Raw genomic sequence first — 25,896 nt, 5'->3', positions numbered from 1 at the left:
GCCCCTCAGGCGACGGCCGGACGCTGGAGACGCGCCCAGGCCACCATCGCCAGCGCGATTGCAACAGGCGGGAAGACGAGCCAGTTCACGCTGTCCCAGCCGCCATGGCTGAGCAGCCCGCCAGCCGAGAAGGAGGCGATGGCGACCGAGCCGAAGACGAGGAAGTCGTTGGCCGCCTGCACCTTCACCCGCTCCTCCGGCCGGTAGCAATCGGTCACCAGGGCAGTCGCGCCGATGAAGCCGAAATTCCAGCCGAGGCCGAGGAGGATCAGGGCCAGCCAGAAATGACCGACACTGAGACCGGTGAGGCCGACGACGGCAGCCAGTGCCGTCAGCACGAGACCGACGGATGTGATCGTGCCCTTGCCGAAGCGGGCGATCAGCCGGCCGGTGAAGAAGCTCGGCCCGAACATCGAGAGCACATGCCATTGGATGCCGAGGGCGGCATCGCCGACCGAATGACCGCAGGCAACCATCGCCATCGGCGCAGCCGTCATCACGAAGCTCATCAACCCATACGCAACCAGCGAGGCGGTGACGGAGGCGATGAACTTCGGTTGACGCATGATTTCGCCGAGCGGGCGCCCGCCACCGGAACGGACGGCCGCAACCCGCGGTGCACGGAGGCGGGAGACGATCAGGATGGCGATCAGCGCCAAGACGCCCTGCGCGAGGAAGCTCGCCGCGAACGGGGCCGAAGGCGTGAGATCGCGTGTCCAATAGACCGATTGCGGCCCGATGATGCCGGCGGCAAGACCGCCGAACATCACCCAGGAAATGGCGCGGGGCCGAAATTCCTCGCTCGCCGTATCGGCCGCGGCGAAGCGATAGCTCTGGACGAAGGAGCCGTAGAGCCCGCAGACAAATGTGCCGATGCAGAACAGCCAGAACAGGCGCAGCGTCGCACCGCCGGCGGCGAGGCTCGCTCCCGTTGCGCCGACGAGCGCGCCGATCAGATAGCCGCTGCGCCGCCCGATGCTTCGCATCACCATCGCAGCCGGAATTACTCCGACGGCGATGCCGAGCTGAAGCAGGCTGACCGGCACCGTCGCGAAGGCCTGGTCGGCGACGAGCTGCGCGCCGACGATGCCGCCGAGAGAAACGATGATCGCGGGATTGGCACCGCCGAGCGCCTGTGCGCCGGCCAGCACCAGAGCATTGCGCTTCGCGAGCCTGTCGCCATCGAGGACCGGAACATGCTGGTTCATCACAATGCCGCCTCGCGGTCGCAGTGACGCGCCGCTGTCAGAAGTGAGAGAAGGAGCCTTGCGCGAAACTGCGCAATCCACCCTTCTCGCGATATTCAACCACGCCGGCCTCTGCGGTGATCCGCCCGATCGGCGTCAGCGGAAGCATTGCCTCCTTTGCCGCCGCGATCAGAGCAGGATATTCCCCTTCTGAGGCCGTACAGAGAATTTCGTAGTCGTCTCCGCCGGTCCAGGCCAGTTCCGCCAGTGCGGGATCGGCCATGACCGCCGCGCGGACCGCCGACGAGAGCGGGACGGCATCGAGAGTGATCTCGGCGCCCACCCCCGAGGCCCTCAGCAGCTTGGCGAGATCACCGACAAGACCGTCCGAGACGTCCATCGCGGCCGAGGCGTGGCGCTGCAACGCCGTCGCAAGCGCATGGCGGGACTGCGGATGCAGATAGCGATCGATGAGGAAGGCGCGGTCCTCGGAGACGAGTGCAGCGACCCAGCCCGGTTTGTCCGGGCCGTGCACCTTCAGCCCAAGCGCGCCGTCTCCCATAGTGCCGGAGACGAGCACCACATCCCCCGGCTTCGCGCCGGAGCGCCGGACCATCCGCCCTGCCGGAACGGTGCCGAAGGCGGTGATCGACAGGGTGAGCGGCCCCGCCGTCGAGACGGTGTCACCGCCAATCAGCGGGCAGGCGGCGGCTTCGGCGATGCGGGCGAGGCCTGCCACGAAACCGGCGAGCCAGGCTTCGGTCCAGCCGCGCGGCAAGGCGAGCGTGAGGACGAAGCCCTCGGGCTTCGCGCCCTTGGCCGCGAGATCGGAGAGATTGACGGCCAGTGCCTTCCAGCCAATCGCCTCCGGTGGATCGTCGGCAAAGAAGTGCACGCCGGCGACCAGCGCATCGGCCGTGACGACGACCTCATAGCCGCGGCCCGGCCGCAGCAGGCCGGCATCATCGAGCAGCCCAAGCCCGCCCGGCCCGGCGATCGGCGCGAAATAGCGGGCGATCAGCTCGAATTCACCCGGGCGGGAGGTTTCGGACATCAGGCCGCCGGTGCGTCGAACTCGTCGGCGCGGAAGTCGCGGGCCATGCGGTCGAGCACGGCGTTGACCATGCCGATCTCGTCGCCCTCGTAGAAGGCGCGGGCGACCGCGACATATTCGGAAATGACGGCGCGAGCCGGCACGTCCTTGCGGAAGGCAAGCTCATAGGCGCCGGCGCGCAAGATCGCGCGGACCACGGCCTCGACCCGCTTCAGCGGCCAGTCCTTGGCCAGCAAATCGTCGACAGTGCGATCAACCAGGCGCTGCTCACGGACGACGCCGCCGAGAATGTCGCGGAAGAAGGCGATCTCCGCCTCCGGCAACTCGATCTCCTCGACCTCCTTGCCGATCCAGAAATGCTCGAACTCGGCCATCGCCTCGACGACGCCACGGCCGCCGATTTCCATCTCGTAGAGCGCCTGCACGACCGAGAGCCGCGCCCCGCGCCGCTTCTCGGCGCGGCTCATTGCGATTGCTCCACCAGGGAGCGCTTGTAGCGCAGCACGGCGAGCGCGGCTTCCGCCGCGCCACCGCCCTTGTTCATGTCCGAGCGGTTGGCACGGGCCCAGGCCTGAGCGTCGTTCTCGACGGTCAGAATGCCGTTGCCGAGCGGCAGAGCGAAGGCGACCGAGAGATCCATCAACGCGCGCGAGCTTTCGCCGGCGACGATGTCGTAATGGCCGGTCTCGCCGCGGATCACCGTCCCGAGCGCGACGACGGCTTCATAGGGATCGACGGCCTCGTCGGCGGCGCGCAGGCCGATGACGATGGCGGAGGGGATTTCCAGCGCGCCGGGGACGGTGACGACATCGACGCGGCAGCCGGCTTCTTCCAGCACGGCGACGGCGCCGGCCAGCAGCTCATCGGCGAGCTTGTCATAGAATCGCGCCTCGACGACGAGGACGCGGGCGCCGTCGATCTCGACGGCGGAAGTTGCGGCCTTATCGGCCGAGGTCTGCCGGGGTCCGGCCATTTCTTCTATCCTTCTTGCACACGGTCCAGTCGACGCGATCGGGCCGCACAGCGCTCGTCACGAGGAGCCATTTCGACAGAAATGGCGTCTCGAAGGATGATCCAGAGCGGGCTGGAACATCCGTCGAGACGCCGCTTCGCGGTTCCTCAGGATGAGGGCTCGAATTCTTGAGTTGAAGCAGGCTCTTACCCCTGCGGGCGCGCCTCCGCAAGCCGCGCGGCATACCGTGCCATCAGATCGACCTCGAGATGAACGGGGTCGCCCTCCTTGCGCTGTCCCCAGGTGGTGACGGCGAAGGAGTGCGGAATCAGCAGAACAGTGAAGACATCGTCCTCCACCGAATTGACCGTCAGCGAGGTGCCATCAAGGCAGATCGAGCCCTTGGTCGCGATAAAGCGGGCGAGCTCCTGCGGCGCGCGGATGTGGAAACGCGCGGTCGCGCCCCAGGGCTCGTCCGGGTCGGCCTCGATCGCATCGATCTTCAGGATGCGGGCGATACCGTCGACATGGCCGGTGACGAGATGGCCGCCAAGCTCCTCGCCGACCTTGAGCGAGCGCTCCAGATTGACCTGCGTGCCCGGCTCCCAATCGCCGACGGTCGTCTTCGCCAGCGTCTCCGCCGCGGCCTCGACCTGGAACAGGCAACCCATCGCGCCGTCCGTGCGGGGCCTCAGCGCCGTGACCGTCAGGCAGACGCCAGCGCAGGCGATCGAGGCGCCGATTGCGATGCCTTGCGCCTCATAGGGGCAGGCGATGGCGAAGCGCTTGAGGCTCGGCCCCTTGCGCTCAGCCTCCACGACCTCGCCGATGGCGGTGACGATGCCGGTGAACATCAGCCTCTCCTCACGAAATGCTCGAAACGGTCCTGACCGATCAGCCCGGTCTCGGCAAGGGCGTATAGATCGGGCGCGGCCAACAGCCCGGCAAGCCCCGGACGCACGGCAACGATGCCGGGCTGCCCCAGCGTTTTTGGCGAAGTGGAGACGATCACCTCGTCGGCAAGACCAGCCAGCGCCAGCTTCTCGCCTATGCGCGGGCCGCCCTCCGAGAAGACGCGGGTGATTCCGCGCGTGCCCAGCAGCGTCAGCGCTTCGCGCAGATCGAGATGGCCGTCGCTACCGGCCGAGACGCGCATGACCTCGACGCCGGCGGCGACCAGGGCCTCTTCGGGCTCGACCGGCGCGGTCTCTGCCGCGATGATCCAGACGGGCACCTCGCGCGCCGTGCGCACGAGCTTCGAGTCAAGCGGCAGGCGCAGATGCGTGTCGAGGATGACGCGGATCGGCGAGCGCGCGGCCAGACCGGGCAGGCGCACGGTGAGCTGCGGGTCGTCCGAGAGCACCGAGTTGACGCCGAGCATGATCGCATCGTGATGGGCGCGCTGCAGATGCACCCAGCCGCCGGCCACCGGGCTGGAGACTGCGATGGGCGTGCCCCCTGCCCCCCCGGCATAGCCATCTGCCGTGCGGGCGATCTTGAAGGTCACCATGGGCCGTCCCTGCGTGATGCGCAGGACATGGCCGCGATGGGCGCGCTGCGCCTCGTCCTCAAGCACGCCGACGGTGACCTCGATACCCGCCGTGCGCAGCAGCGCATGCCCGAGACCCGCGATGAAGGGGTTGGGGTCCGACATCGCCGAAACGACCCGCTTCACGCCCGACAGGATGGTGTGTTCGACACAGGGAATGCCGCCGCGCACCGAACGATGCGAGCAGGGTTCGAGCGTGACATAGAGCGTGCCACCCATCGACGCAGCACCGGCCCGCGAAAAGGCATGCGCCTCGCCATGCGGCCGCCCACCGGGCTGGGTCAGGCCGCGAGCAACGACGATCGGCCCATCGGGGGTGTCGCGGGTGATGAGGGCGCCGACGGAGGGATTCGGCCAGGTCGCGCCGAGATTGCGGGCGCCATAGGCGAGCGCCTGCGCCATGAAGGCGCGATCGACCGCGCTGCGGTCAGTCATCGGCGCGGCGCGGTGGGGCGGAGACGCCCTCCTCCTCGACGGTGCCGAGCTGGCCGAGCAGTTCCTCGAAGTCCTTCGCCTCGCGGAAATTCTTGTAGACCGAAGCGAAGCGGACATAGGCGACGTCGTCGAGGCCCTTCAGCCCCTCCATCACCAATTCGCCGATGGTCGAACTCGGAATCTCCGTCTCGCCCGAGCTCTCAAGCTGGCGGACGATGCCGTTGACCATGCGTTCGATGCGCTCCGGCGCGACGGGGCGCTTGCGCAGAGCATGCGCAATCGAGGTCTCCAGCTTATCCCGATCGAACGGCGCACGCCGGCCCGAGCGCTTGACCACCGTCAATTCGCGCAGTTGCACGCGCTCGAAGGTGGTAAAGCGGCCGCCGCAATCGGGGCAGACCCGGCGGCGGCGGATCGAGGCGTGGTCGTCGGTGGGACGGGAGTCCTTCACCTGCGTATCGAGGGAGCCGCAATAGGGACAGCGCATTCCGGTTCGCCAGCTTTTCTCAGAGCCCCTTCGAAACCGCCCTCAATAGATCGGGAAGCGCGCCGTCAGCGCCTTGACCTTGACCGTCACGGCCTGCTCGACCGCGGCATTGCCTTCCTCGCCATGGGCGGCAAGACCGTCGAGCACCTCGGCGATGAGCTCGCCGACCTGCTTGAACTCGGCGATGCCGAAGCCGCGCGAGGTCGCAGCCGGGGTGCCGAGGCGGATGCCCGAGGTGGTCATCGGCTTCTCCGGGTCGAAGGGGATGCCGTTCTTGTTGCAGGTGATGTGGGCGCGGCCGAGCGCGGCCTCGGCCGCCTTGCCGGTCAGCTTCTTCGAGCGGAGATCGACCAGCATCAGGTGGTTGTCGGTGCCGCCGGTGACGAGGTCGAAGCCCTTCGCCTTCAGCGTCTCGGCCAGCGCCTTGGCGTTGGCGACGACAGCGTGGGCATAGGTCTTGAACTCCGGCTGCAGCGCCTCCTGGAACGAGACCGCCTTGGCGGCGATGACATGCATCAGCGGCCCGCCCTGAATGCCGGGGAAGATCGCCGAGTTGATCTTCTTCGCCAGCGCCTCGTCATTGGTCAGGATCATGCCGCCGCGGGGGCCGCGCAGGGTCTTGTGCGTCGTGGTGGTGACGACATGGGCGTGCGGGAATGGCGAGGGATGCGCGCCGCCGGCGACGAGCCCGGCGAAATGGGCGATGTCGACCATGAAATAGGCGCCGACCTTGTCGCAGATCTCGCGGAAACGGGCAAAGTCCCAGTGGCGGGCATAGGCCGAGCCGCCGGCGACGATGACTTTCGGCTTGTGCTCGATGGCGAGGCGCTCCATCGCGTCATAGTCGATGGTCTGGTCGACGACGCAGACGCCGTAAGAGACGACGTTGAACCACTTGCCGGACTGGTTGACCGGCGCGCCATGGGTCAGGTGCCCGCCGGCGGCGAGATCAAGGCCCATGAAGGTGTCGCCGGGCTGCATCAGCGCCATGAAGACGCCCTGGTTGGCCTGCGAGCCGGAGTTCGGCTGGACATTGGCGAAGTTGCAGTCGAACAGCCGGCAGGCGCGCTCGATGGCGAGCTTCTCGGCGATGTCGACGAACTGGCAGCCGCCATAGTAGCGCCGGCCCGGATAGCCTTCGGCGTATTTGTTGGTCATCACCGAGCCCTGCGCCTCGAGCACCGCGCGGGAGACGATGTTCTCGGAGGCGATCAGCTCGATCTCGTCGCGCTGGCGGCCGAGCTCCAGATCGATGGCGCGGGCGATCTCGGGATCGGCGTCATGCAGCGAAGCGCCGAAGAAGGAGTTCGAGAGGTGCTTGTCGGCGGCGGCGTCATGGCTCATGGCGGGGCTCCATCGGCGCTGTATCATCGCCCACCAACGGCGTGCGACCCTGCGCGGCATGCGGTGCGAAGGCTTTGCGGAATCCGCGCGCGCGATCCCGCTGTCGCGGGTCCCGTAGCACTCGGGGCGCGCCTTTCCAAGCGTGAAGCGGATGACACGAGCGCAAGCAGCTCAAAAAATCCAAGGCGCCTCCCCGACCGACCAAGGAGCACGGCCCCGGGTCGCGATGACGGCCGGCCCGGAACCATGCCGGTGAAGACGAACGCTCCGCAAATTTAGGGCATCGCCTGCTCGGCTGCAGCGGTTTCACCACGAGTCTGCTCTCGGGCGCGCCGGCTTTCGCCGACAACCCCGAATCGGATGAGGCAACCGGGCTTCGCCTGCTGGCCGGCTCGCTTCTATCGGCGCCGGGGGACTGACATTCGCAGCCGGGCGAAAAGGGACGGCAAGGATCGCCAGCACCGCCGATCGTGCCGAACACATGATGCCGCGCGGTGGCCCGCTACCAGGTCGCGCGCAATCCCGCCGTCACGGCATGGGCGGTGTCATCCGCGTTGAGACGGACATCGTAATCGGCGATGAGCGTCACATTGCGGCCGGCCCGCGTCGACAGGCCGATGCCCAGGATCGCGCTATCGCGCGCCACCCGCGCGCCCTGCACGGCGAAGCTTGCCGCCGACGCCCCGATGAAGGCGGTGTCGAGGACGACGGCATCGTCGAGGAATTCGTGCTGCCAGCGGCCGCGCGCCTCGATCGCGATCCGGTTCGCACCAAGGTCGAACTGCCGGGTGAGACGGGCGCCGAGGCTGCCGAGCAGGCTCGATGCCGATTGCCAGCCGCTGGTCAGGCCGATGCTGCCGGCGCCGGTCTCGGCAAAGCCATCCTGCCGCACGTAGGTATAGCGCAGCCCGGCCAGCGGCTCGATCGTCGACCAGCCGAGTTCGACGGCATAGGCCGCCTCGAGAGCGCCGGTGAAGCGGTCGCCGCCGTAATCAGCGTCGGCTCGACGCGAGATGCCGCCGAAGCTGATGCTGCGCTGGCTCTCGAGATCGAGGCGGGCATAGCCGAGGACACCGTCGAGGCGCAGCGGCCCGCTCGCATAGCTGCCATAGAACGCGCCGTCATAGGCCTTGATGCTGCCCTTGCCGGCGAACTGCCGGAAATCGATATCGGTGCTGGACAGGCCGAGGCTGAAGCCGAGCAGCAGAGCGGGCGTGACCTGCCGATCGAAGCCGCCGGCCACGCCGCCGCCGCGGTAATCGGCGCCGCCGGCATTGGCATCGCCGCCGACCCTGCCGGCGAGGCCATAGCCACGCAGCCAGGCATTTTGGGAGGCCCCAGCCTCGCCCCAGGGTGCAGCCTGGCCGGAGGGCAGCCGCGCCAGCAGCGCCGCAGCCGGGCTGATTGCCCCACCCGACGCATAGGCCATCGCCGTATGCCCCGCCGTCGGCTCGACCTGGCCGGAGCGCAGATCGGTCAGGCGTTGCGCGATCATTCCGCCGAAGGGCGCGAAGCCGCCGAGTGCGATCGTACTGAGGCTGGCATGCGCCGCGCCCGAGAGGCCGGACAGCGCCGCGCGGGCGCCGTCGCGCGTGCCGGCGGCCTGGAGCAGGGTGGCCACGCCGCGCAGATCGGCATCGGCACCGACAAGGCCGCGCTCCAGAGCGGAGCCGGCAGCGCATTGATTGGCCGAGGCGCAGACGCCGGGCGCGTCGAAGGGGAGCGTACGGATGTCGAGATGCGCCGTGTTCGGCTCGTAGCGCAGGCTGGCCTGGACGAAGGGTGCCGAGCCGTCTCCGAAGGGACCTTCGACGCCTTCGAAGCGGCCGATGAGGCCCTGCCCGGCGGTGATCACCGGCATGGTCAGGAAGCGCGGCAGCAGTTGCGGGCCGCCGGCCAGCGCTACCTGACCGGCAAGGCTAGCCGTTCCCGTCACGGCGAGACGATTCTGCCCGCCCGTCGCGTCGAGCTGCTGGACCAGGAATCCGCCGGCCTGCTGCACATAGCTGCCGTTGACGGTCAGCGTCCCGACGCCGCGGTTGTTGCCGGCCCAGACCGCGCCGGCATTGTCGACATAGCCGTTGACGACGCCGGTGCCGGCAAGCGTGCCCGCCGGCGCGACGCTGGTGGCCGAGGCGATGCTGCCCATGACGGTGAGAAAGCCGCCCTCGACCCGCGTCGCGCCGGCATAGGCGCTGTGGCCGGTCAGGACGAGTTCGCCGTCGCCGCGTTTGACGAGGCCGCCTGCGCCGACAATATCGTTCTCGAAGAAGGCGACGCCGCCGGGCTGTTCGACGACGAAGTCGCCCCAGTCGAAGCGGCCGGGGCCGAGCACAGCCTTGCCGACATCGAGCAGGCCGTATCCGAAGATTTCGTCGACGCCCGGCGGGCCAATGTCCTTGGCTGTGCCGAGCAGGGTCTGGCGCACCTGGTCGGCGCTGAAGAAGGGAAACATCTGCCAGACCAGCGCCGCTGCGCCCGATACATGGGGAGCGGCGAAGGAAGTCCCGTAGACCCTGGAATAGCCGCCGCTGTTGTTGGCCACGACAATGGGATCGTTGGGATAAGGGTCGGGATACCACCAGTCGCCGCCGCCGGGGGCCGCGAGGCACCAGTTCTTCGCCACACCGCAGCGGTTGGTGTAGAACGGCTCATAATCGGGGCCGAGGGCCATAACCGCCAGCCAGCCGCGCTCCAACTCCGGGAAGAGATAGGGCAGCCCGGCCTCGGCGCTCGGTTGATTCCGGCCTTCATTCGCCGTGCCCCAGATGCTGAGAATTCCTGCGGCAACAGCGCGTCGATAGGCGGGGATGCCTGCCGGGTACTCCGACTGGTAGCTGCCGCTCGTGAATGCCGTAATCGGGCGTTCATCGCCGTAGCTGTTATTGATGATGCGGACGCCGCGCGCCTGCAGATCGGCATAGGCTCTCATCGTGAAAGCCACTTCCGTATATCCCAACTCGACTTCCGTTCCAGCGACGACGAGCGAGGCGCCGGGCGCGACCCCGTGCACGCCCTTGCCGTCACGGTTGGCGGCGATGACTGATGAAACGCTCGTGCCGTGCCCGCTGCGATCGATCGGCTGCGCCGTTTCGGTGGGATAGTCGTAACCCCCGGCATATCGGCCGATGAATTCAGGATGTGCGGCAAAGATCCCGGAATCGATGACTCCGATCAGCACCCCCGTACCATCGACGCCGCGCGCATAGGCATTCGCGGCGTTGATATAGTCGAGCCCCCACTGGGCCAAGTATTCGGGTGTGCGCCAGCTCTGGGGATCGGTGAGCGGGCCGCGCGACTGAGCCGCGGCGACATTCGTGAGAGCCGTCGACACCAGAAAGGCTGCAACGGTAGGCTTAGCCAGGAAATTCACGCAGCCCCCGAGACATCGGCGCAAGGCTCCATCCGGACGCGCCGGCTAAGAACCTGCCCACAGGCGGCCGGAGGGTCAACGCGAACCAGTGGCCGGCGCCTAGGCCGACAACGCATGGCTTCGGTTAGGGCCGCGGAAGCGCCGGGTGCTTTCTGTCACCTCGATCGCAGTGCGCCGCACTGGCTCCGGCCAGCAAAAAGCCCGCCGTCTCCGGCGGGCTTCATCGCTCTCGAGAGCCTCTCGGCCGTTCAGATGTCCTGATCGCCCTGAAGGGCCGCTACCGGCGCCGGGCCGAGGCCGTCCTTGTTGTAGATGTCGTCGCGGAACTGCACGCCGCCATCGGCCGTCGCCCACGCCGTGACATAGACCCAGTAGCAGGCCACCGGGTCGGAAATGCGGGCGTTGACGCGCTGCCCCGACTGAATGACCTCGTCGATCTTGGCGCGGTCCCAGCCGGGGGTGTTCTTCAACAGCCAGGCGACATAGTCGCGCACGTTCTGGACGCGCATGCAGCCTGAGGAGACGAAACGGTAATCGTCGCCGAAGATGCCCTTCGACGGCGTGTCATGCATGTAGACACCGTGCGGGCTGGGGATGTTGATGCGCACGAAGCCGAGCGAGTTGAAGTCGCCGCCCGGATCCTGCCGGAAGGTATAGCGCGTCGCCTCGTCCGAGTTCCAGTTCACGCTGGCGGGCGAAATCTCGCCGCCGCTCGGCGAGATGATGCGGATCTTGTTCTCGGCAAGATAACCCGGCTCCTTGCGCATCTTCGGGATCAGATCCTTGCGGATGATCGAAGCGGGAACCGTCCAGGTCGGGTTGAAATTGACTTCGGGAATCCGGGTCTGCAGCAGCGGCGACTGGCGGTCGATCTTGCCGACGCCGGCGGCGTGACGCGTCGCGACATGGCCGTTCTCGACGGTCTCCACCATCGCCGCGGGGATGTTGGCGACGACATAGCGGCCGCCGAGATTGCCGGACCAGGTGCGCAGGCGCACGACATTGGTCTCGAGCTGGCGGATGCGGCGGTCGATCGGGACGTTGAGCGCGACCACCGTGGCGCGGTTGATCGTGCCGGTGGTGGACAGGCCGACGCGCGACTGGAAGCGGCGCACACCTGCCTCGACATAGGAGTCATAGACTGCGCTGTCGCCTGCGGCCGCATCGAGGTCGCCGGTGACGATCAGGCGCTGGCGCAGAGCCACAACGCCCGGCCCCCTGGCGCCGACGCCCATGCGCTCCGGCAGCTGGACCTGCGGCCAGCCGCCACGGGCGGCGAGATCCCGATAGGCGGCGATCGCCTGCTCGGTAGCCTGCAGCGATTCCGGCGAAAGCATCGGCGTGGAGGAGCGGAGGACGGCGTTGCGCGGACCCGCATCGTAGCTCTGCCGCCACTCCGCCTGCTGGGCGAGCGCCGGGGCTGCGGCGGCCGTGGCGGCGCCCGAGAGCAGGGCCAACACGGTTTCGCGGCGAGTCAGGCTCAGTTGCGACATCTCATCCCTCTTCAAGACTTCACGCATGCAGGCAGGCCGCATAAAAACGTCGCCAAGAAGGCGACGCTGGCGCCGGACTGCCACAACAACCTCATGGCCGATGACGGTGTCCTAGCACGGTTAACGAGGCGTGATGACAGAGGCGAATTTAGGGCATGGCATGGTTTTGCCCCATGCATGGCAACAAAGTCACAGTCGATCCCGAAGCCCTGCGGGAATCGCGCCGACGCGGCCGAGACAGGTCCCAGCCGCGCAACAGGCAGGCAGATCGGCGAAGCCGTCGTTAAGCGACGGAGACGTCAGAGCTTGTAGCGGATCTGGTCGGTCCAGAAGCGCTCCAGGCGCAGCAGCGCGTTGTTCATGCGCTCGAAGTCATCCGCCGCGATGCCGCCGATCTGCTCGACGGTGCGGACATGCTTGTCGTACACGCCCTTCACGATATCGTGCACTTCGGTGCCCTTGTCGGTCAGGCTGATCCGGACCGAGCGACGGTCGATGCGCGAACGGGCGTGGTGGAGATAGCCGAGTTCGACCAGCTTCTTCACATTGTAGGACACGTTCGAGCCGAGATAGTAGCCGCGGGTGCGCAGCTCGCTGGCGGACAGCTCGGCATCGCCGATGTTGTACAGCAGCAGGGCCTGCACGCTGTTGACGTCGTCACGGCCGCGGCGCTCGAACTCGTCCTTGATGACATCGAGAAGCCGGCGATGCAGCCGCTCCACCAGGGTGAGCGACTCAAGATAAAGAGGCTTCACGTTGAGTTCGGCCTCTTTAGTCTTGGCAACATCCAAAGTCTTGACGCTCGCTTTCATGGTATATCCTGCCTGTTGTGTGTCGGCCAGGATTTGTCTCCCGGTCCGCTTCTGAAAAACACCATAAGCAGGGGCGGATGAAAACGAGTTTAAATATCAGGATGAATCAGGGATTTACCCCTTTGGGTGAATCGTAAGTGAAGCTAGAAACGCTTAAGCTAAAGCGATTCTTACCATGACTCGACGCAATCGAAGCGCTGGCCGCCGCGTTTGGAGCGCTGCGAGAACGCCGTGCGAGGGGAAGATCGTAGCGGCGATCGATCGCTACTCCGCCTCGTTCTCCGCCGCCCAGGTGGCGAGGAAATAGACGGCCATCAGCCCGACATAGAGCACTACGAGCCATGCCGTCATCGGCACGAAGCGCGGGAAGAAGAAGCCCAGCAACATCTGGCTGATCGCCGCCAGAAGCCAGAGCACGCCACCCCAGGTGGAAGTCAGCCAGAGGCCGACAGCAGCGACGAGGTCGATCACGGCGAAGTAGACGATGATGGCCTGATAGCTCAGCAGCCGGTTTTCGAAGGGCGGCTGCGGATTGCCGGGCAGGCCAAAGATCACGGCCCAGGCGGTGAGCCCCTTGGCGAGCCAGAAGGCCGAGAGCAGGCGCAGGAACCAGACGAGCAGGAGCTGCCACCGGCCTCGCCGCTTCTCGCCATCCTCGCCGGACCTCGCACCGCGCAGAGCCTCGCCATCGCCACCCAGACCCAAGCTCAATCCTCCAGCTCGAGTTCGTCGGCGCCGAGCGGCGCAAAATAGGCGTCGATATCGGCCTGCCTGACGGCATCGAGCGTCGCCGGCTGCCAGCGCGGCGCCTGATCCTTGTCGATCACGACAGCGCGCACGCCCTCATAGAAGTCATGGCCGCGCGCAATGCGCGACACGATGCGGAACTCGATACGCATCGCCTCGGCGAAATCGAGGCCGGCGCCACGCCGCATCTGCTCGAAGGCGATGGCGACGCTGGTCGGCGATTTGGTGGCGATGGTCTGCAGCAGCTTGGCTGCGAAGGCGCTGCCGCTGGCGGCGGCCTTGTTCAGGCCTGCGATCACCACCGGCAAGGTCTCCCCGCCGAAGGCATCTGCGATCACCGCGCGCTCAGCCTGCAGGGGGCCCGGCCCTCGCTGGAGACTGAAGGCGGCGAGGATCTCGTCGAGCGCGCCACGACCCGTCAGCGCATCGGCCAGTTCCGCCATCCGCTCGCTCGGCACGCCATGGGTGGCAAGCCCGACCGTGAGCGCATCGGCGGCGCCGACACGCTCACCCGTCAACGCCAGGAAGCGGCCGAAGCCGTCGTCGAGACGCGGCAGCGCATAAGTCGCGCCGACATCGGGGAAGAAGCCGATGCCGACCTCGGGCATGGCGAAGAGATAGCGATCGCCCGCGATGCGGTGGCTGCCATGCAGCGATATGCCGACGCCGCCGCCCATGACGATGCCGTCGATCAGCGCGACATAAGGCTTGGGATAAGTCTTGATGCGGTGATTGAGGATGTACTCCTCGCCCCAGAAGGCGAGCATCTCGTCACGTCGCCCGGCCTTGCCGCAATCATGCAGCCAGCGGATGTCGCCCCCTGCCGAGAAGGCCTTCTCGCTCGTGCTGATGACGACGATGCGGGTGACCTGCGGATCGTTCTCCCAGGCGTCGAGCGCGCGTGCGAGCTCGCGGACCATGCCGAGGCTCAGGGCATTCAGCGCATTCGGCCGGTTGAGCACCACGACGCCGGCGGCGCCGCGGATCTCGCAGATGATCTCCTGGTCCTGCGTCATGGTCCGATCCTGCTTCCGTGGGCAGCGGTTCTGGAAGGCGGGGGCAGGCTTGTCAACGCGACGGAACGGCAAGTGCGGCTTGGCCCCGCCGCACCGCTCGGCTCGGCGCGCCCTGCGCCCGGCTGGCAGCAGCCTTGCGACCAAGCGCCCTGTTTTGGAATGGTTCCGATGTGATATGTAAACGGCTTGCCGACATCGCCCCTTCGACGAATGCCGGGCCGTTTTCGTTCATCGCTTGAGGCAAAGTCCATGGAATCCCGGGTCGTGCGGCCTTTCCCCGCTCCGCAGTCGCATCAGGACGAGGCGCACGGCGCGCCGTCGCTCGGGCTCACCCGCCGGATGCGCCGCAACCGCAAGGCCGACTGGTCGCGCCGGCTGGTGCGCGAGTCGCAGCTCACGACCGACGACCTGATCTGGCCGATCTTCCTGATGGACTCGGCCGAGGCCCGCTTGCCGGTCGAATGGATGCCGGGCGTCGACCGGCTGAACATCGAGGAAGCCGTGCGGCAGGCGGCGGAGGCTGCGGCGCTCGGCATTCCGGCGATCGCGCCCTTCCCCTATGTCGACAAGGCGCTGCGCGATCCCACCGGCTCGGAAGCACTCAACACGAACAACCTGATGTGCCGCGCAGTGCGCGCCATCAAGTCGGCGGTGCCGCAGATCGGCATCATCTGCGACGCAGCGCTCGACCCCTATACCTCGCATGGCCATGACGGCGTGATGGATGGCGAGCGCATCCTGAACGATGCCTCGGTCGCAATCCTCGTCGGACAGGCTCAAGCGCTCGCGGATGCCGGGGCCGACGTGATCGCGCCCTCCGACATGATGGACGGGCGCGTCGGCGCGATCCGTGCCGCGCTCGACGGCGACGGCCATGAGGATGTGCAGATCATGGCCTATGCGGCGAAATACGCTTCGGCATTCTACGGCCCGTTCCGCGACGCGATCGGCACCAACGCCACGCTGGTCGGCGACAAGCGCACTTACCAGATGGACCCGGCCAATACCGACGAGGCGATCGCCGAGGTGATGCTCGATCTCGAGGAAGGCGCCGACATGGTGATGATCAAGCCCGGCATGCCCTATCTCGACGTGGTCGCGCGGGTGAAGGACCATTTCCGCGTGCCGACCTTCGCCTATCAGGTCTCCGGCGAGTACGCGATGATCATGGCGGCGGCGAACAATGGCTGGCTCGACGGCGACAAGGCGATGCTGGAGAGCCTGCTCGCCTTCAAGCGTGCCGGCGCCGACGGCGTGCTGACCTATTTCGCGCCGCGCGTGGCGAAGAAGCTCAAGGCGGGCTGAACACGCCCGTCGCAGCTGCTAGAACAGCTCCTTCAGGCCGGCAGGCGTATTGATCCGGGCGCGGTAGCGCAGGCTATCGCCTCCCGTGATGGTAGGCCCGCGGTCGAGCGCGAGCTCGCGATAGAACTCCATGAGTGCGGCGGCGTCGGGGTGTTCGAGCGAAAAGCCCTCCAGCCGCGCGCCCATATCCGCGATCGTCGCCATCGAACGCGGCTTGCCACGCCTGTCGATCAGCGAAGGGGCCGCACCGCCAAGGGGCAGGGAGCCGTCATCCGGGATCGCAAAATCGAAGGCAGGTTCGGACCAGGGGAGCGAGACCTTCTTGCCGAAGACATCTTCGCGGCCGGCGAGCATCAGATCGATCGCATCCGTCCTCGCCACCCAACCACGCAGACGGCGGCCCGCATCCCAATCGGCCCTGACCGATTTCTGATCGTCCAGGCCGAACCACCGCGCGCGAGCCGGCCTGACGCCATCGGGATCCAACGCCACGATCTCCAGATAGATCCCCTCCCCCAGCCGCAGCAGATGGTTATGGGTGCCCATATAGGCGTGGCGCTGGCCGAAGGGGACGTCGAGCTCCAGACAATCCCGAACATGCGCGACGCCTTCCGACAAGGTCGGCGCGATGACCGTAAGATGATCGAGATGGAGCATGGCTGAACCGGCAAGGGAGCGGAGATAGGATGCTATTCTAGGCAGGGACCGGCGACGTTTTCCAGAATCCGGCTCGATTGGCCAGCGACTCGTTCGGCTCGCGGCAAGCTCCGAGATGCGTGTGTTTCAAACCAACCGCGCAAGCGCTACCGTCGCGCGGCATGCGTCCGCTCATCTTGCCGATTCTGGCCGTTGTCCTGCTCGCCCTTGCGGGGTGCGGCGCGGATTTCGACACCGATCAGATGCGGCTCTGCCGCCAGGCGATCCCACCGCTCAATCCGCCGAATGCCCGCATCGAGATCGAGCGCGCCACGAAAGGGCCCGTGCCGCGGGCGCTGAGGCTGCTCTACAGGGTGCAACTGGGCGACGACATCTCGCGCCACCGCAGCATCGATTGCCTGTTCGCCGGGGAAGGCGGCGGCCCCGGTCGCGGCGCGCTGGTCGGTATCGCCTCGGACGGGCGCCCGATGGCCGATGCCAGCTTCTATCTGCTGCGCCGCTTTTATCTCGAGGACAGGGCCGAGCCGCCGCCTGATCCGGCCGCCCCCTCCGCCGAGAACCTGCCGGCGATCCCGATCTCGGTCGCCTACGGTTTTCAGCAGGGGCTGAGCGCCCTGCCGTCGGCGGCGATCTACAGTCTGCTCGCCGCGGCCTATGCCCTCGTCTACGGGCTGACCGGGCGGATCATCCTGTGTTTCGGCGAATTCGCGGCGCTCGGCGCGCTTTCCTCCGTCGTCGGCGTGGCGCTGCTGCTCTCGCTCGCGATCTCGACGCCGCTTTCAGGGCTCGTGGTGGCCTTCGCCGTTGCGATCCTCGTTTGCGCCCTGCACGGCTTCGCCATGGGCCGCTTCGTGCTGCGTCACCTCGAACGCGCCAGCGGCCAGCAGATGCTGATCGCCACGATCGGGCTCGCGATCGCGCTGTCCGAATATCTCAGGCTGGTGCAGGGTCCGGAACTGCGCTGGCTGCCGCCGGTGTTCAACAGCCCGATTCCCCTGGCCCATTCCGGGACCTTCATCGTCACCTTGAACCCGCTGGCGCTGGCGCTCGCCGTCATCGGCCTCGCCGTCACGCTCGGCCTCGTCGCGCTGATCCGCCGCACGGCCTATGGCCGGGCCTGGCGGGCCGTCTCCGACGATGCGCGCACTGCGGCCCTGTTCGGCGTCGACGCCCGCGCCGTGCATGACGTCGCCGTCATCATCGCCTGCGCCGTCTGCGGCATGGCCGGCGTCATCGTGACCGCGATCTATGGCGGCATGGGTTTCGCCGGCGGTTTCTCCCTGGGTCTCAAGGCACTCGTCGCCGCCATTCTCGGCGGTATCGGCTCGGTCAGCGGCGCGGCGCTGGGCGGCCTGTGCATCGCCATATTCGAAGCCGCGTGGTCGGCGACGCTGCCGATCGAACAGCGTGATCTCGCCGTCTACTCCCTGCTGGCCGTTGTATTGATCTTGCGCCCCGGCGGCTTCTTCGGCGATGCAGACCTGACACCGCGGCAAGTCTGACACGCACGAGCTTGACGACATGACACCGGGATGGAGCGCATCATGAGCGAAGCCTTCGCCATCACCCCCGAGGATATCGACGCGGCGGCGAACCGCATCGAAGGGCATGTGCTGCGCACGCCGCTCGTGCCGGCGCCGCGCCTGTCCGAGCTGACGGGCGCGACCGTTCTGGTGAAGCACGAGAACATGCAGGCGACGGCCTCGTTCAAGGAACGCGGCGCCGTCAACAAGTTGCTGACGCTCAGCGAGAGCGAGCGGGCGCGCGGCGTCATCGCCATGTCGGCCGGCAACCACGCCCAGGCGGTGGCCTATCATGCCAAGCGCTTCGGCATTCCCGCGACGATCGTGATGCCCGAGACGACACCGCTGGTGAAGGTCGAGAACACCCGCGCCCATGGCGCCCGTGTCGTGCTCCACGGCGAGACGCTCTTCGAATCCAGCCAGAAGGCGCATGAGCTTGCCGGCGCCGAGCAACTCGTCTTCGTCCACCCCTATGACGATGCAGCGGTCATGGCGGGCCAGGGCACGGTGGCGCGCGAGATGCTGGCCGACGAACCCGATCTGGACGTGCTGATCATCCCGATCGGCGGCGGCGGGCTGATGGCCGGCAACGCCGTTGCCGCCAAGGCGATCAAGCCCGGGATCGAACTCATCGGCGTGGAGGCCGATCTCTATCCCTCCTTCTTCAATGTCGTGCATGCGCAGAACCGGCCGATCGGCGGGCCGACCCTGGCCGAAGGCATCGCGGTCAAGACGGTGGGCCAACTCACCCTGCCGGTGGTCTCCAGCCTGGTCAGCGATATCGTCCTTGTCGGCGAAGACCTGATCGAGCGTGCGGTCAACGCCTATGCCAGCCTGCAGCACAGCCTCGCGGAAGGCGCGGGCGCCGCCGGCCTCGCCGCGATGCTGAAGGACCCGCAGCGCTATGCCGGGCGTAAGGTCGGGCTCGTGCTCTGCGGCGGCAATATCGACACGCGCCTGCTCGCCGCGATCATGGTGCGCGAACTCGAACGCGAGGATCGCATCGTCGCCTTCCGCCTGACCAGCAACGACCGGCCGGGCCTGCTCGGCAAGATCGCCAGCCTGCTCGGCGATGAAGGCGCCAATATCCTCGAGGTCAGCCATGGCCGCTTGTTTCTCGACGTGCCTGCCAAGGGCGTCTCGCTCGACGTCACCGTGGAGACGCGGGGCGAAGCGCATTCGCGCGCGATCGAGAACATGCTTGCAAAAAACGGCTTCGCGCCAAGGCGAATCCTGCCACGCGGCCTTGCGGAACCGATGCGCTGATCAAACATATCCGCTCGGGCTACGCATCCCGCGCGCCGATGAAGGATTGAAGTCTCGATGAGCGATACCCGCTACAGCCAGCCGATCACGGCTCTGGAGCAGCGCCCCTACCAGAACGTCAGCGGCGTTCTCGGATCGCGCCTGTTCGCCTGGCTCGTCGATATCGTCGTGCTGTTCTTCCTTGGCTGGCTGGTCGTCTTCCTGCTGTTCGTGCTCGGCATCGTCACCTTCGGCGCGACCTGGCTGCTTCTCCCGATCGCGGCGTTCGCGACGGCGCTGGGCTATGCCGCGCTGACGATCGGCGGGCGGCGTCAGTCCACCTGGGGCATGCGCGTCGCGGGCCTGAGGGTCGAGACCGCTAATGGCGGCCGCCCGGACGGGCTGACCGCCGCTGTGCATGCGCTGCTGTTCTACGTCGCCGCTGGCACTTTCCTGCTCTGGCTTGTCGACGTCGCCTGCGGCTTCGCTCGCGAAGACCGGCGCATGGGCCATGACCTCCTGACCGGGCTGGTCGTCGTCCGGGCCTGATCAGAAGCGAAAGCGCAGCAGGCGCGCCATCTGCGACAGCGCGGGAATCCATCCGAACATCTGGATGGTCGCCCGCGCCGTGAGCGACATCCGCGCGACCTGTCGTAGATCGTACCCGTTCGCGCCATAGCCCGTGAGCTCCTGAACGAGCTTGAGTCGGGGGAGTTGTCGCATCAGCTCCCGGGGATCATCGAGCGCCCAGTGCAGCGCCGCGCCGGTCGAGCGGATGGCGGGCTGCCAGGCGATCAGCGTGAGGCCCACCCGGCTATAGGCATCGAAGGCAAATTCGCCGCCGGGGACGTGCCCCATCACCCGCGCCAGCAGAAGCACCACCTCTTCCTCGGGCAGATAGGGCAACAGGCCCTCGGCGATGATAAGAGCTGGCCGATCCCGCGGCACCGCCTCGAGCCATCCCGACTCGATCACCGACGATCCCAGCAAGGTGCAGTTTTCTCGGTCCGCATAGAGGCGCTGCCGCAAAGCGATGACATCGGGGTAGTCGACCTCGAACCAGCGGATGCTGGCGGGGGGCTCAAGCCTGAGAACGCGCGAGTCGAGCCCGCAGCCGAGATGCAGCACGGTAGCTTCGGGGTGCCGGGCAATGAAATCCCGCGTCCAGCCATCGATCACATGCGCCCGCAAGGCGACGCCGATCATCAAATCCCGATCGATTCCGAGCCGCGCGAAGTCGTAGTCGACCCACCCCATCGCCTCCGCGGCGAAGCGATCCTTCAGGAGCGAGTCGGGCAAACGGCTCTCGCCTGCCTTCGCGCAGAGCGTGATCAGGAGCGTTTCCTTCGCTCCTCTGAGCGCCACTTTCTCGCCGGGCATTTCAACTCCCGAGGCCAATCCGTTCGCAGCCCAGTCGACGCCGGGAAGTTGTCGGCAGCAAGATCGCCGCACATGCCGCCTCGCGCTTGTTGCCGCCGCCACCGATGCTACATTGAAGGCGCGCAGCTTTTTCGGAGCCCGCCGACGTGACGCGCCCATTGCGGGACGCCCCGCAATTCTACCTCACTTCCCCAACCGCGTGTCCCTATCTGCCAGGACGCGAGGAGCGGAAGGTATTCACGCATCTGGTCGGCTCCCGGGCGCGCGAGCTCAACGATGTGCTGTCGCAAGGCGGCTTCCGCCGTTCGCAGAGCATCGCCTACCGCCCGGCATGCGAGATCTGCCGGGCCTGCATCTCCGTCCGGATCTGCGTCGACGATTTCCGCTATTCGCGCAGCTTCCGCCGGGTGCTGGCGCGCAACAGCGACCTGATCGGCGAGGCGCGGCCGCCGCAACCGCGCTCCGAGCATTATTCGCTCTTCCGCGCCTATCTCGACGAGCGCCATCCCGATGGCGGCATGGCGACGATGTCGGCCCTCGACTTTGCGATGATGGTCGAGGACACCCATGTCGAGACGCATCTCATCGAATACCGCCGGCGCGGCCCCGATTCGGGTTTCACCGGCCGCGGCGAGGGCGATCTCTTCGCCATGGCCCTGACCGATACGCTCAAGGACGGGCTGTCCATGGTCTACTCGGTCTATGATCCCGGGCTGGAGCCGCGCTCGCTTGGCACCTTCATGGTGCTTGAGCACATCGCCCGGGCGCGGCGGCTCGGCCTGCCCTACGTCTATCTCGGTTACTGGGTCGAAGGTTCGCCCAAAATGGCCTACAAGGCGCGCTTCCTGCCGCAGGAGCGCTTGCTGCCGCAGGGTTGGGAACGCGTCGACCGCACTGATTCAACCGATTGAAACGCATCAGCGACGCGCGCAGAACGCGCTTGCGACGCCCAGCCCCTCCCGGCACTGTGCCGCCAACGGCCAGCGCGGCAAACCCGCCGCGACAAATGCCGACCGGAGGAAACATGAGCGAAGACCTGACGCAGCGGCTGGAGCGTTGCTACACCGGCATCATCCACGACACGATGCGGGCGATGGGCCTGAGGGACTTCGTGCTGCCGCCGGAACTGCGTCCGCTCCTGCCCGGCCAGAAGCTTGCAGGACCCGCCTTCACCGTCGAAGGCAAGACCGGCGAATTCGACGCGCATGAGACGCTGCTCGGCTGGACCGGCCTGCTCTCCGCCGCCAAGTCCGGCCATGTCTGGGTCTGCCAGCCCAACACCAACGAGATCGCGCTGATGGGCGAGCTCTCGGCCGAAACGTTGAAGAACAAGGGCGTGCGCGGCTGCGTCATCGACGGGCTCTCGCGCGACACCGAATTCCTGGTCGAGATGGGCTTCCAGGCCTATTTCAAGGCCTACACGCCGCGCGACATCGTCGGCGCCTGGCTGCCGAAGGCCGTCGACGAGCCAATCAAGATCGGCGATGTCTGGATCCGGCCCGGCGACTACATCCTCGCCGATCGCGACGGCGTCGTCCGCATCCCCGCCGAGATCATCGAGGACGTTCTGGAGAAGTCGGAAACCGCGATCTCGGCCGAGAACAAGGTCCGTACCGCGATCCTCGCCGGCACGGACCCTCAGCAGGCCTACCTGCAGTTCGGCAAGTTCTGAGAGAGTTGCAGCCCTCATCCCGAGAAGCCGGGCAGCCGCGCCTCGAAGGATGATCCAGATGGTTCAGGAGCCTCCGCGAGCATCCTTCGAGACGCCATTCCAAGGGAATGGCTCCTCAGGATGAGGGCTCCCTCCCAGGAGGACTCGATGTCATGTCCCACGATCCGCGCCTCATCCTGCTCGATCCGCGCGACAACGTCCTGGTCGCGCGGGTGCGGCTGAAAGCCGGCGAGAGCGTCGAGACTGGCTCAGGTCCCGCAGCGCTGGACCGCGACATCGCGCTCGCCCACAAGATCGCGCGCCGCGCCATCGCGGCCGGAGAAAAGATCCTGAAATACGGCGCGCCGATCGGCGTCGCGACCGAGGCGATCGCGCCGGCCGCGCATGTCCATGTCCACAACATGCGCAGCGACTACACGCCGACCTACCATCTGGAAGATGAACGCAAGGCGGGAGCCTCGGCATGAGCGAGATGCGCGGCTATCTCCGGTCCGACGGGCGCAAGGGCATCCGCAACACCGTCGCGGTCGCCTATCTCGTCGAATGCGCCCACCATGTCGCACGCGAGATCGCCCTGCCCTGGCGCGAAGAAGGCGTCCATGCCATCGGCTTTCCCGGTTGCTATCCGAATTCCTACGCCGAGCGGATGATGGAGCAGCTTTGCACGCATCCGAATGTGGGCGCCGTGCTCCTAGTTTCGCTGGGCTGCGAGAGCTTCAACAAATACGCGCTGGAGCGGGCGATCCACGCCAGCGGCCGGCCGGTGACGACCATCATCATCCAGGGCACGGGCGGCACCCGCTCGTCTATCCGCGAGGGCCGAGCCTGGGTCGAGGAGCAGCGCATCGCGCTCGACGCGCAGGAGACGGTGCCGATGGCGGTCTCCGAGCTGGTCGTCGGCACGGTCTGCGGCGGCTCTGACGGCACCTCCGGCATCACCGGCAATCCGGCTGCGGGTCGCGCCTTCGACAAGCTGATCTCGGAAGGCGCCGCCTGCATCTTCGAGGAAACCGGTGAGCTGATCGGCTGCGAGCACATCATGGCGGCGCGCGCGGTCACGACGGAGCTCGGCGTGGAGCTGGAGAAGTCCGTCGCCAAGGCAGCGCGCTACTATGCGACGCTGGGCTATGGCTCCTTCGCCGCCGGCAACGCCGAGGGCGGGCTCTCGACCATCGAGGAGAAGTCGATGGGCGCCTATGCGAAATCCGGGGCATCGCCGATCTCCGGCCTGATCAAGCCCGGCGACGTGCCACCGCATGGCGGGCTCTACCTGCTCGACGTCGTGCCGGATGGCGAGGTGCGCTTCGGCTTCCCCAACATCAACGACAATGCCGAGATCGCGGAGCTGATCGCCTGCGGCGCGCATTGCGTGCTGTTCGTGACGGGCAGAGGCTCGGTCGTGGGCTCGGCGATCTCGCCCGTGGTGAAGATCTGTGCCAACCCGGAAACCTATCGCCGGATGTCCGAGGATATGGACGTCGATGCCGGGCGCATCCTCGAAGGCCGCGCAGGCCTCGACGCGATCGGCCAGGAGATCCGCGATCTCGTGGTCTCGCTCGGCCAGGGCGGCAAGACGAAATCCGAGGAGCTCGGCCATCAGGAATTCATCCTGACCTATAAGAGCTTCGAGCCGCTCGGCCCTGCCTGCCTGCCGGCAGGATGAAGGCCGACGTAGCCAGCCCCCCGAGAAAACCTGCCCGCCCTCCAGAAAAAGAGCGAGACGCCTTAAGAGTAAATCAAGCTCGGCCGGGCATGATGGCGCCGCTGCTTTGCCGTGGGGGCCTTCATGTTGCGTAACCTGACCCGGATGCCGGCCGACATGTCGTCGGATTCGCGCCGGCAGTTGCTTCATGCGGTCACGGATCTGTTCCTCCTCGATCAGGAACCGAGCGAGACCGTCAAGGAACACTACGGGGAGATCGCGACGACTTCGCTCGGCCAGCTCGGCGACGATGAGCGCAAGGGCTATGCGGACCGCGTGGCGAGCATGCCGACCCTGCCGAACAATGTCGCCGTTACTCTCGGCAGCGATGGCAATGCCGACGTCGCGCGGCTTGTCCTGACCCTTTCACCGGTTCTCACCGACACCGACCTCGCCGCCATCGCCGTCAGCCAGTCGCAGCAGCATCTCGTCGCCATCGCCGAGCGCGCGCGCCTCTCCGAAAGCGTCACCGACATCCTGGTCGAGCGTGGCGACCAGAAGGTGCTGCACACGGTCAGCGCCAATGAGGGCGCAGCCTTCTCCGACCGGGGCTTCGATCGGCTGCTCGAGCGCGGCCACGGCGACGCCGATATCACCGACGCACTGGCCCGCCGCTCGGACCTTGCGCCGAACCGCGCCCAGCGCGTCCTGCGGATCGTCGAGCAGTTCGCGGAAGGGGCCGCTCCCGGCGCGAGCGCAACGCAGGAGGCCGCCTCCCTCGCCCGCCAGGCGCGCCAGCAAAGGCTCGAGGTCAAGCTCCTGCTCTCCGATCTCGTTGCGAAGGTCCGGGAGGTCGACGATGTGCTGACCATGCTGGCCGACGAAGACCGTGCCTATCATCTCGCGCAGGTCCTCGCGCAGATCGCCGACATCACGATCGACCAGGCGCTGCGCGTGCTGATGCAGCGCGATGCCAGCGGCATCGCCGTCACCTGCCGCTCGCTCGGGATCGGCACCACGGCCTTCCGCGCCATCCTGCAATTGCGCGCGCGGCGGCTCTACTTCTCCTCGCGCGACATCGACGACGATGTCGATGCCTACGCCAAGCTGGACCTTGCGACCGCCGAGCGGACGCTGCGTTTCCTCAAGCTCCGGACGAAGATCGCCTGAGCGACCGTGGCCGCGCCACAAAACCGCGACATTCACCCCGCCTCATGCTAGCTTCCCGCAGGGCGCTTCTGCGCGAGGATGGCTTCGACGTGAGATTTCCGCTTCTTTCGGCTGCGGCGCTTTCGGTTCTTTTCGCGGGCGCAGCGCAGGCAGAGACCCTCCTGCCCCTCACCGGTTTCGCCGCCTTGCCGTCCTTCGCCTGGGACGAGCCGATGATCTCGCCGCGTTGGGAGGGCTCCTACGCCCGCATCTCGTCAGGCCTCCAGGTCACAAGCTCGAAGCATATGCGCACGAACGCCGGGCCGACCTTCGGGCTCGAGGCCGGGACGATGCGACGCGAGGGCAACTTCGTTTACGGCATCGTGGGCGCGATCGACTACGCCCCCGCGATCGGCGGCTATGGCTATCCGAGCTTCGGCAACGTGGCCTACACGCGCGACTTCGCCGGCGCCTTCCAGGTCAAGACCGGCGTGCTGGTAGCGCCTGACGTGCTGCTCTACACCAAGGTCGGGATGTCGGCCGCCAACGAAACCTGGCGCTATGGCGCAACGCCATTCTCGGCGCCCTTCAACCAGAGCGAAATCGCCGTGCGGCCCGAGGCTCGCGCCGGCGTGGAATGGGCCGTCACCGACAAGATCACGCTCAGCCTCGAAGCCGGGATCCTCGGCCGGCCGATCCGCTGAGGATTTGATTCAGGCGGCTGCTGGGTTGATTCAGGAAGTCTGCGTAAGTTCCTGACAGCATTGACATTTGACAATGAAGGCGCAGGGAACCCCTCTGCTGCATCGAAGTCGGCTGTTGACGGCCTCGACACTTCAAGCGCCGATCTCGGGCAAGCCCGAAGACAGGCGCA

Annotated in this window: 25 protein-coding genes; 10 read left to right on the top strand and 15 right to left on the bottom strand. The window is 66.9% G+C overall.

What is annotated here, in order from left to right:
- Positions 1-5 precede the first annotated feature (5 nt).
- The 13 genes from AC1DEZ_RS21570 to AC1DEZ_RS21510 form a co-directional block, all read right to left on the bottom strand.
- Positions 6-1,208 (bottom strand): MFS transporter, encoded by a 1,203-nt coding sequence (locus tag AC1DEZ_RS21570; protein ID WP_441512524.1) that lies wholly within the window; start codon positions 1,206-1,208, stop codon positions 6-8.
- Between the two features lie 37 nt (positions 1,209-1,245).
- A complete protein-coding gene (gene thiL, locus AC1DEZ_RS21565) occupies positions 1,246-2,241 on the bottom strand; it encodes a thiamine-phosphate kinase (protein ID WP_441512523.1) in 996 nt (331 codons plus the stop codon).
- Positions 2,241-2,708 carry a transcription antitermination factor NusB gene (gene nusB / locus AC1DEZ_RS21560; RefSeq protein WP_441512522.1) on the bottom strand — a complete coding sequence of 156 codons (468 nt, stop codon included), beginning with the start codon at positions 2,706-2,708 and terminating at the stop codon, positions 2,241-2,243. Before nusB ends, thiL begins: the two co-directional genes overlap by 1 nt.
- Positions 2,705-3,214, bottom strand: coding sequence for a 6,7-dimethyl-8-ribityllumazine synthase (gene ribH, locus AC1DEZ_RS21555; RefSeq protein WP_441512521.1), 510 nt, complete (start codon positions 3,212-3,214; stop codon positions 2,705-2,707). The genes nusB and ribH overlap by 4 nt, the downstream gene beginning before the upstream one ends.
- A gap of 185 nt (positions 3,215-3,399) precedes the next feature.
- A complete protein-coding gene (locus tag AC1DEZ_RS21550; RefSeq protein WP_441512520.1) occupies positions 3,400-4,047 on the bottom strand; it encodes a riboflavin synthase in 648 nt (215 codons plus the stop codon).
- On the bottom strand, positions 4,047-5,177 hold the full coding sequence (gene ribD, locus AC1DEZ_RS21545; RefSeq protein WP_441512519.1) for a bifunctional diaminohydroxyphosphoribosylaminopyrimidine deaminase/5-amino-6-(5-phosphoribosylamino)uracil reductase RibD: 1,131 nt from the start codon (positions 5,175-5,177) through the stop codon (positions 4,047-4,049). The genes AC1DEZ_RS21550 and ribD overlap by 1 nt, the downstream gene beginning before the upstream one ends.
- Entirely contained in the window at positions 5,170-5,664 is a 495-nt protein-coding gene (gene nrdR, locus AC1DEZ_RS21540; RefSeq protein ID WP_441512518.1) for a transcriptional regulator NrdR, read from the bottom strand. Before nrdR ends, ribD begins: the two co-directional genes overlap by 8 nt.
- A gap of 42 nt (positions 5,665-5,706) precedes the next feature.
- Positions 5,707-7,008: a serine hydroxymethyltransferase gene (glyA, locus tag AC1DEZ_RS21535; RefSeq protein ID WP_441512517.1), complete on the bottom strand. Its 1,302-nt coding sequence runs from the start codon at positions 7,006-7,008 to the stop codon at positions 5,707-5,709.
- A 502-nt stretch (positions 7,009-7,510) separates the two neighbouring features.
- Complete coding sequence (locus AC1DEZ_RS21530; protein ID WP_441512516.1) at positions 7,511-10,342, bottom strand: autotransporter domain-containing protein; 2,832 nt, start codon at positions 10,340-10,342, stop codon at positions 7,511-7,513.
- Positions 10,343-10,629: 287 nt separating this feature from the next.
- Complete coding sequence (locus AC1DEZ_RS21525; RefSeq protein WP_441512515.1) at positions 10,630-11,874, bottom strand: L,D-transpeptidase family protein; 1,245 nt, start codon at positions 11,872-11,874, stop codon at positions 10,630-10,632.
- A gap of 299 nt (positions 11,875-12,173) precedes the next feature.
- Entirely contained in the window at positions 12,174-12,686 is a 513-nt protein-coding gene (gene ldtR, locus AC1DEZ_RS21520) for a transcriptional regulator LdtR (RefSeq protein WP_441468360.1), read from the bottom strand.
- Between the two features lie 264 nt (positions 12,687-12,950).
- Positions 12,951-13,391, bottom strand: coding sequence for a DUF6163 family protein (locus AC1DEZ_RS21515; protein WP_476780616.1), 441 nt, complete (start codon positions 13,389-13,391; stop codon positions 12,951-12,953).
- A gap of 2 nt (positions 13,392-13,393) precedes the next feature.
- Positions 13,394-14,449 carry an enoyl-CoA hydratase/isomerase family protein gene (locus tag AC1DEZ_RS21510; RefSeq protein WP_476780615.1) on the bottom strand — a complete coding sequence of 352 codons (1,056 nt, stop codon included), beginning with the start codon at positions 14,447-14,449 and terminating at the stop codon, positions 13,394-13,396.
- A gap of 249 nt (positions 14,450-14,698) precedes the next feature.
- Here AC1DEZ_RS21510 and hemB point away from each other — a divergent pair, with 249 nt between their 5' ends.
- Entirely contained in the window at positions 14,699-15,754 is a 1,056-nt protein-coding gene (gene hemB / locus AC1DEZ_RS21505) for a porphobilinogen synthase (protein ID WP_441512512.1), read from the top strand.
- A gap of 18 nt (positions 15,755-15,772) precedes the next feature.
- Here the strand turns inward: hemB and AC1DEZ_RS21500 are convergent, their stop codons facing one another.
- The gene (locus AC1DEZ_RS21500; protein WP_441512511.1) at positions 15,773-16,411 is read right to left on the bottom strand and encodes a VOC family protein; all 639 of its coding nucleotides are present in this window, start codon (positions 16,409-16,411) and stop codon (positions 15,773-15,775) included.
- 161 nt (positions 16,412-16,572) lie between these two features.
- Between AC1DEZ_RS21500 and AC1DEZ_RS21495 the strand changes: the two genes are divergently transcribed.
- Genes AC1DEZ_RS21495 through AC1DEZ_RS21485 form a run of 3 tightly spaced genes read left to right on the top strand, consistent with a single transcriptional unit; the run spans position 16,573 to position 19,728 of the window.
- Complete coding sequence (locus AC1DEZ_RS21495; RefSeq protein ID WP_476780614.1) at positions 16,573-17,913, top strand: branched-chain amino acid ABC transporter permease; 1,341 nt, start codon at positions 16,573-16,575, stop codon at positions 17,911-17,913.
- A 42-nt stretch (positions 17,914-17,955) separates the two neighbouring features.
- Positions 17,956-19,200: a threonine ammonia-lyase gene (locus AC1DEZ_RS21490; protein ID WP_441512509.1), complete on the top strand. Its 1,245-nt coding sequence runs from the start codon at positions 17,956-17,958 to the stop codon at positions 19,198-19,200.
- A 57-nt stretch (positions 19,201-19,257) separates the two neighbouring features.
- Positions 19,258-19,728, top strand: a complete 471-nt coding sequence (locus AC1DEZ_RS21485) for an RDD family protein (protein WP_441512508.1) — start codon at positions 19,258-19,260, stop codon at positions 19,726-19,728.
- Here the strand turns inward: AC1DEZ_RS21485 and AC1DEZ_RS21480 are convergent, their stop codons facing one another.
- Positions 19,729-20,559: a class I SAM-dependent methyltransferase gene (locus AC1DEZ_RS21480; RefSeq protein ID WP_476780613.1), complete on the bottom strand. Its 831-nt coding sequence runs from the start codon at positions 20,557-20,559 to the stop codon at positions 19,729-19,731. It lies immediately after the preceding gene.
- A gap of 146 nt (positions 20,560-20,705) precedes the next feature.
- On the opposite strand from AC1DEZ_RS21480, the gene AC1DEZ_RS21475 reads away from it, so the two are divergent.
- From AC1DEZ_RS21475 to AC1DEZ_RS21450, 6 genes are all read left to right on the top strand, one after another.
- Positions 20,706-21,470, top strand: a complete 765-nt coding sequence (locus tag AC1DEZ_RS21475) for an arginyltransferase (RefSeq protein WP_441512506.1) — start codon at positions 20,706-20,708, stop codon at positions 21,468-21,470.
- Between the two features lie 113 nt (positions 21,471-21,583).
- Complete coding sequence (locus AC1DEZ_RS21470) at positions 21,584-22,231, top strand: RraA family protein (protein WP_476780612.1); 648 nt, start codon at positions 21,584-21,586, stop codon at positions 22,229-22,231.
- Between the two features lie 152 nt (positions 22,232-22,383).
- A complete protein-coding gene (locus AC1DEZ_RS21465; protein ID WP_441512504.1) occupies positions 22,384-22,698 on the top strand; it encodes a UxaA family hydrolase in 315 nt (104 codons plus the stop codon).
- Positions 22,695-23,894, top strand: coding sequence for a UxaA family hydrolase (locus AC1DEZ_RS21460; RefSeq protein ID WP_441512503.1), 1,200 nt, complete (start codon positions 22,695-22,697; stop codon positions 23,892-23,894). The genes AC1DEZ_RS21465 and AC1DEZ_RS21460 overlap by 4 nt, the downstream gene beginning before the upstream one ends.
- A gap of 123 nt (positions 23,895-24,017) precedes the next feature.
- The gene (locus AC1DEZ_RS21455; protein WP_441512502.1) at positions 24,018-25,043 is read left to right on the top strand and encodes a DUF2336 domain-containing protein; all 1,026 of its coding nucleotides are present in this window, start codon (positions 24,018-24,020) and stop codon (positions 25,041-25,043) included.
- A gap of 89 nt (positions 25,044-25,132) precedes the next feature.
- On the top strand, positions 25,133-25,726 hold the full coding sequence (locus tag AC1DEZ_RS21450; RefSeq protein WP_476780611.1) for an outer membrane protein: 594 nt from the start codon (positions 25,133-25,135) through the stop codon (positions 25,724-25,726).
- Positions 25,727-25,896 lie beyond the last annotated feature (170 nt).

It is taken from the genome of Allobosea sp. 10L422 (genome assembly GCF_056395345.1).
Note: the sequence above shows the minus strand (reverse complement) of the source record. Positions and strands in the feature narration are given on the sequence as shown.

Excerpts from the sequence above, each read along its gene's own strand:
- AC1DEZ_RS21500 (WP_441512511.1), bottom strand. The coding sequence starts at position 16,411 with ATGCTCCATCTCGATCATCTTACGGTCATCGCGCCGACCTTGTCGGAA.
- nrdR (WP_441512518.1), bottom strand. The coding sequence starts at position 5,664 with ATGCGCTGTCCCTATTGCGGCTCCCTCGATACGCAGGTGAAGGACTCC.
- AC1DEZ_RS21465 (WP_441512504.1), top strand. The coding sequence starts at position 22,384 with ATGTCCCACGATCCGCGCCTCATCCTGCTCGATCCGCGCGACAACGTC.
- AC1DEZ_RS21480 (WP_476780613.1), bottom strand. The coding sequence starts at position 20,559 with ATGCCCGGCGAGAAAGTGGCGCTCAGAGGAGCGAAGGAAACGCTCCTG.
- AC1DEZ_RS21485 (WP_441512508.1), top strand. The coding sequence starts at position 19,258 with ATGAGCGATACCCGCTACAGCCAGCCGATCACGGCTCTGGAGCAGCGC.
- ldtR (WP_441468360.1), bottom strand. The coding sequence starts at position 12,686 with ATGAAAGCGAGCGTCAAGACTTTGGATGTTGCCAAGACTAAAGAGGCC.
- AC1DEZ_RS21490 (WP_441512509.1), top strand. The coding sequence starts at position 17,956 with ATGAGCGAAGCCTTCGCCATCACCCCCGAGGATATCGACGCGGCGGCG.
- AC1DEZ_RS21470 (WP_476780612.1), top strand. The coding sequence starts at position 21,584 with ATGAGCGAAGACCTGACGCAGCGGCTGGAGCGTTGCTACACCGGCATC.
- AC1DEZ_RS21460 (WP_441512503.1), top strand. The coding sequence starts at position 22,695 with ATGAGCGAGATGCGCGGCTATCTCCGGTCCGACGGGCGCAAGGGCATC.
- ribH (WP_441512521.1), bottom strand. The coding sequence starts at position 3,214 with ATGGCCGGACCCCGGCAGACCTCGGCCGATAAGGCCGCAACTTCCGCC.
- AC1DEZ_RS21570 (WP_441512524.1), bottom strand. The coding sequence starts at position 1,208 with ATGAACCAGCATGTTCCGGTCCTCGATGGCGACAGGCTCGCGAAGCGC.
- AC1DEZ_RS21510 (WP_476780615.1), bottom strand. The coding sequence starts at position 14,449 with ATGACGCAGGACCAGGAGATCATCTGCGAGATCCGCGGCGCCGCCGGC.
- nusB (WP_441512522.1), bottom strand. The coding sequence starts at position 2,708 with ATGAGCCGCGCCGAGAAGCGGCGCGGGGCGCGGCTCTCGGTCGTGCAG.
- glyA (WP_441512517.1), bottom strand. The coding sequence starts at position 7,008 with ATGAGCCATGACGCCGCCGCCGACAAGCACCTCTCGAACTCCTTCTTC.
- ribD (WP_441512519.1), bottom strand. The coding sequence starts at position 5,177 with ATGACTGACCGCAGCGCGGTCGATCGCGCCTTCATGGCGCAGGCGCTC.
- AC1DEZ_RS21455 (WP_441512502.1), top strand. The coding sequence starts at position 24,018 with ATGTTGCGTAACCTGACCCGGATGCCGGCCGACATGTCGTCGGATTCG.
- AC1DEZ_RS21550 (WP_441512520.1), bottom strand. The coding sequence starts at position 4,047 with ATGTTCACCGGCATCGTCACCGCCATCGGCGAGGTCGTGGAGGCTGAG.
- AC1DEZ_RS21525 (WP_441512515.1), bottom strand. The coding sequence starts at position 11,874 with ATGTCGCAACTGAGCCTGACTCGCCGCGAAACCGTGTTGGCCCTGCTC.
- hemB (WP_441512512.1), top strand. The coding sequence starts at position 14,699 with ATGGAATCCCGGGTCGTGCGGCCTTTCCCCGCTCCGCAGTCGCATCAG.
- AC1DEZ_RS21495 (WP_476780614.1), top strand. The coding sequence starts at position 16,573 with ATGCGTCCGCTCATCTTGCCGATTCTGGCCGTTGTCCTGCTCGCCCTT.
- thiL (WP_441512523.1), bottom strand. The coding sequence starts at position 2,241 with ATGTCCGAAACCTCCCGCCCGGGTGAATTCGAGCTGATCGCCCGCTAT.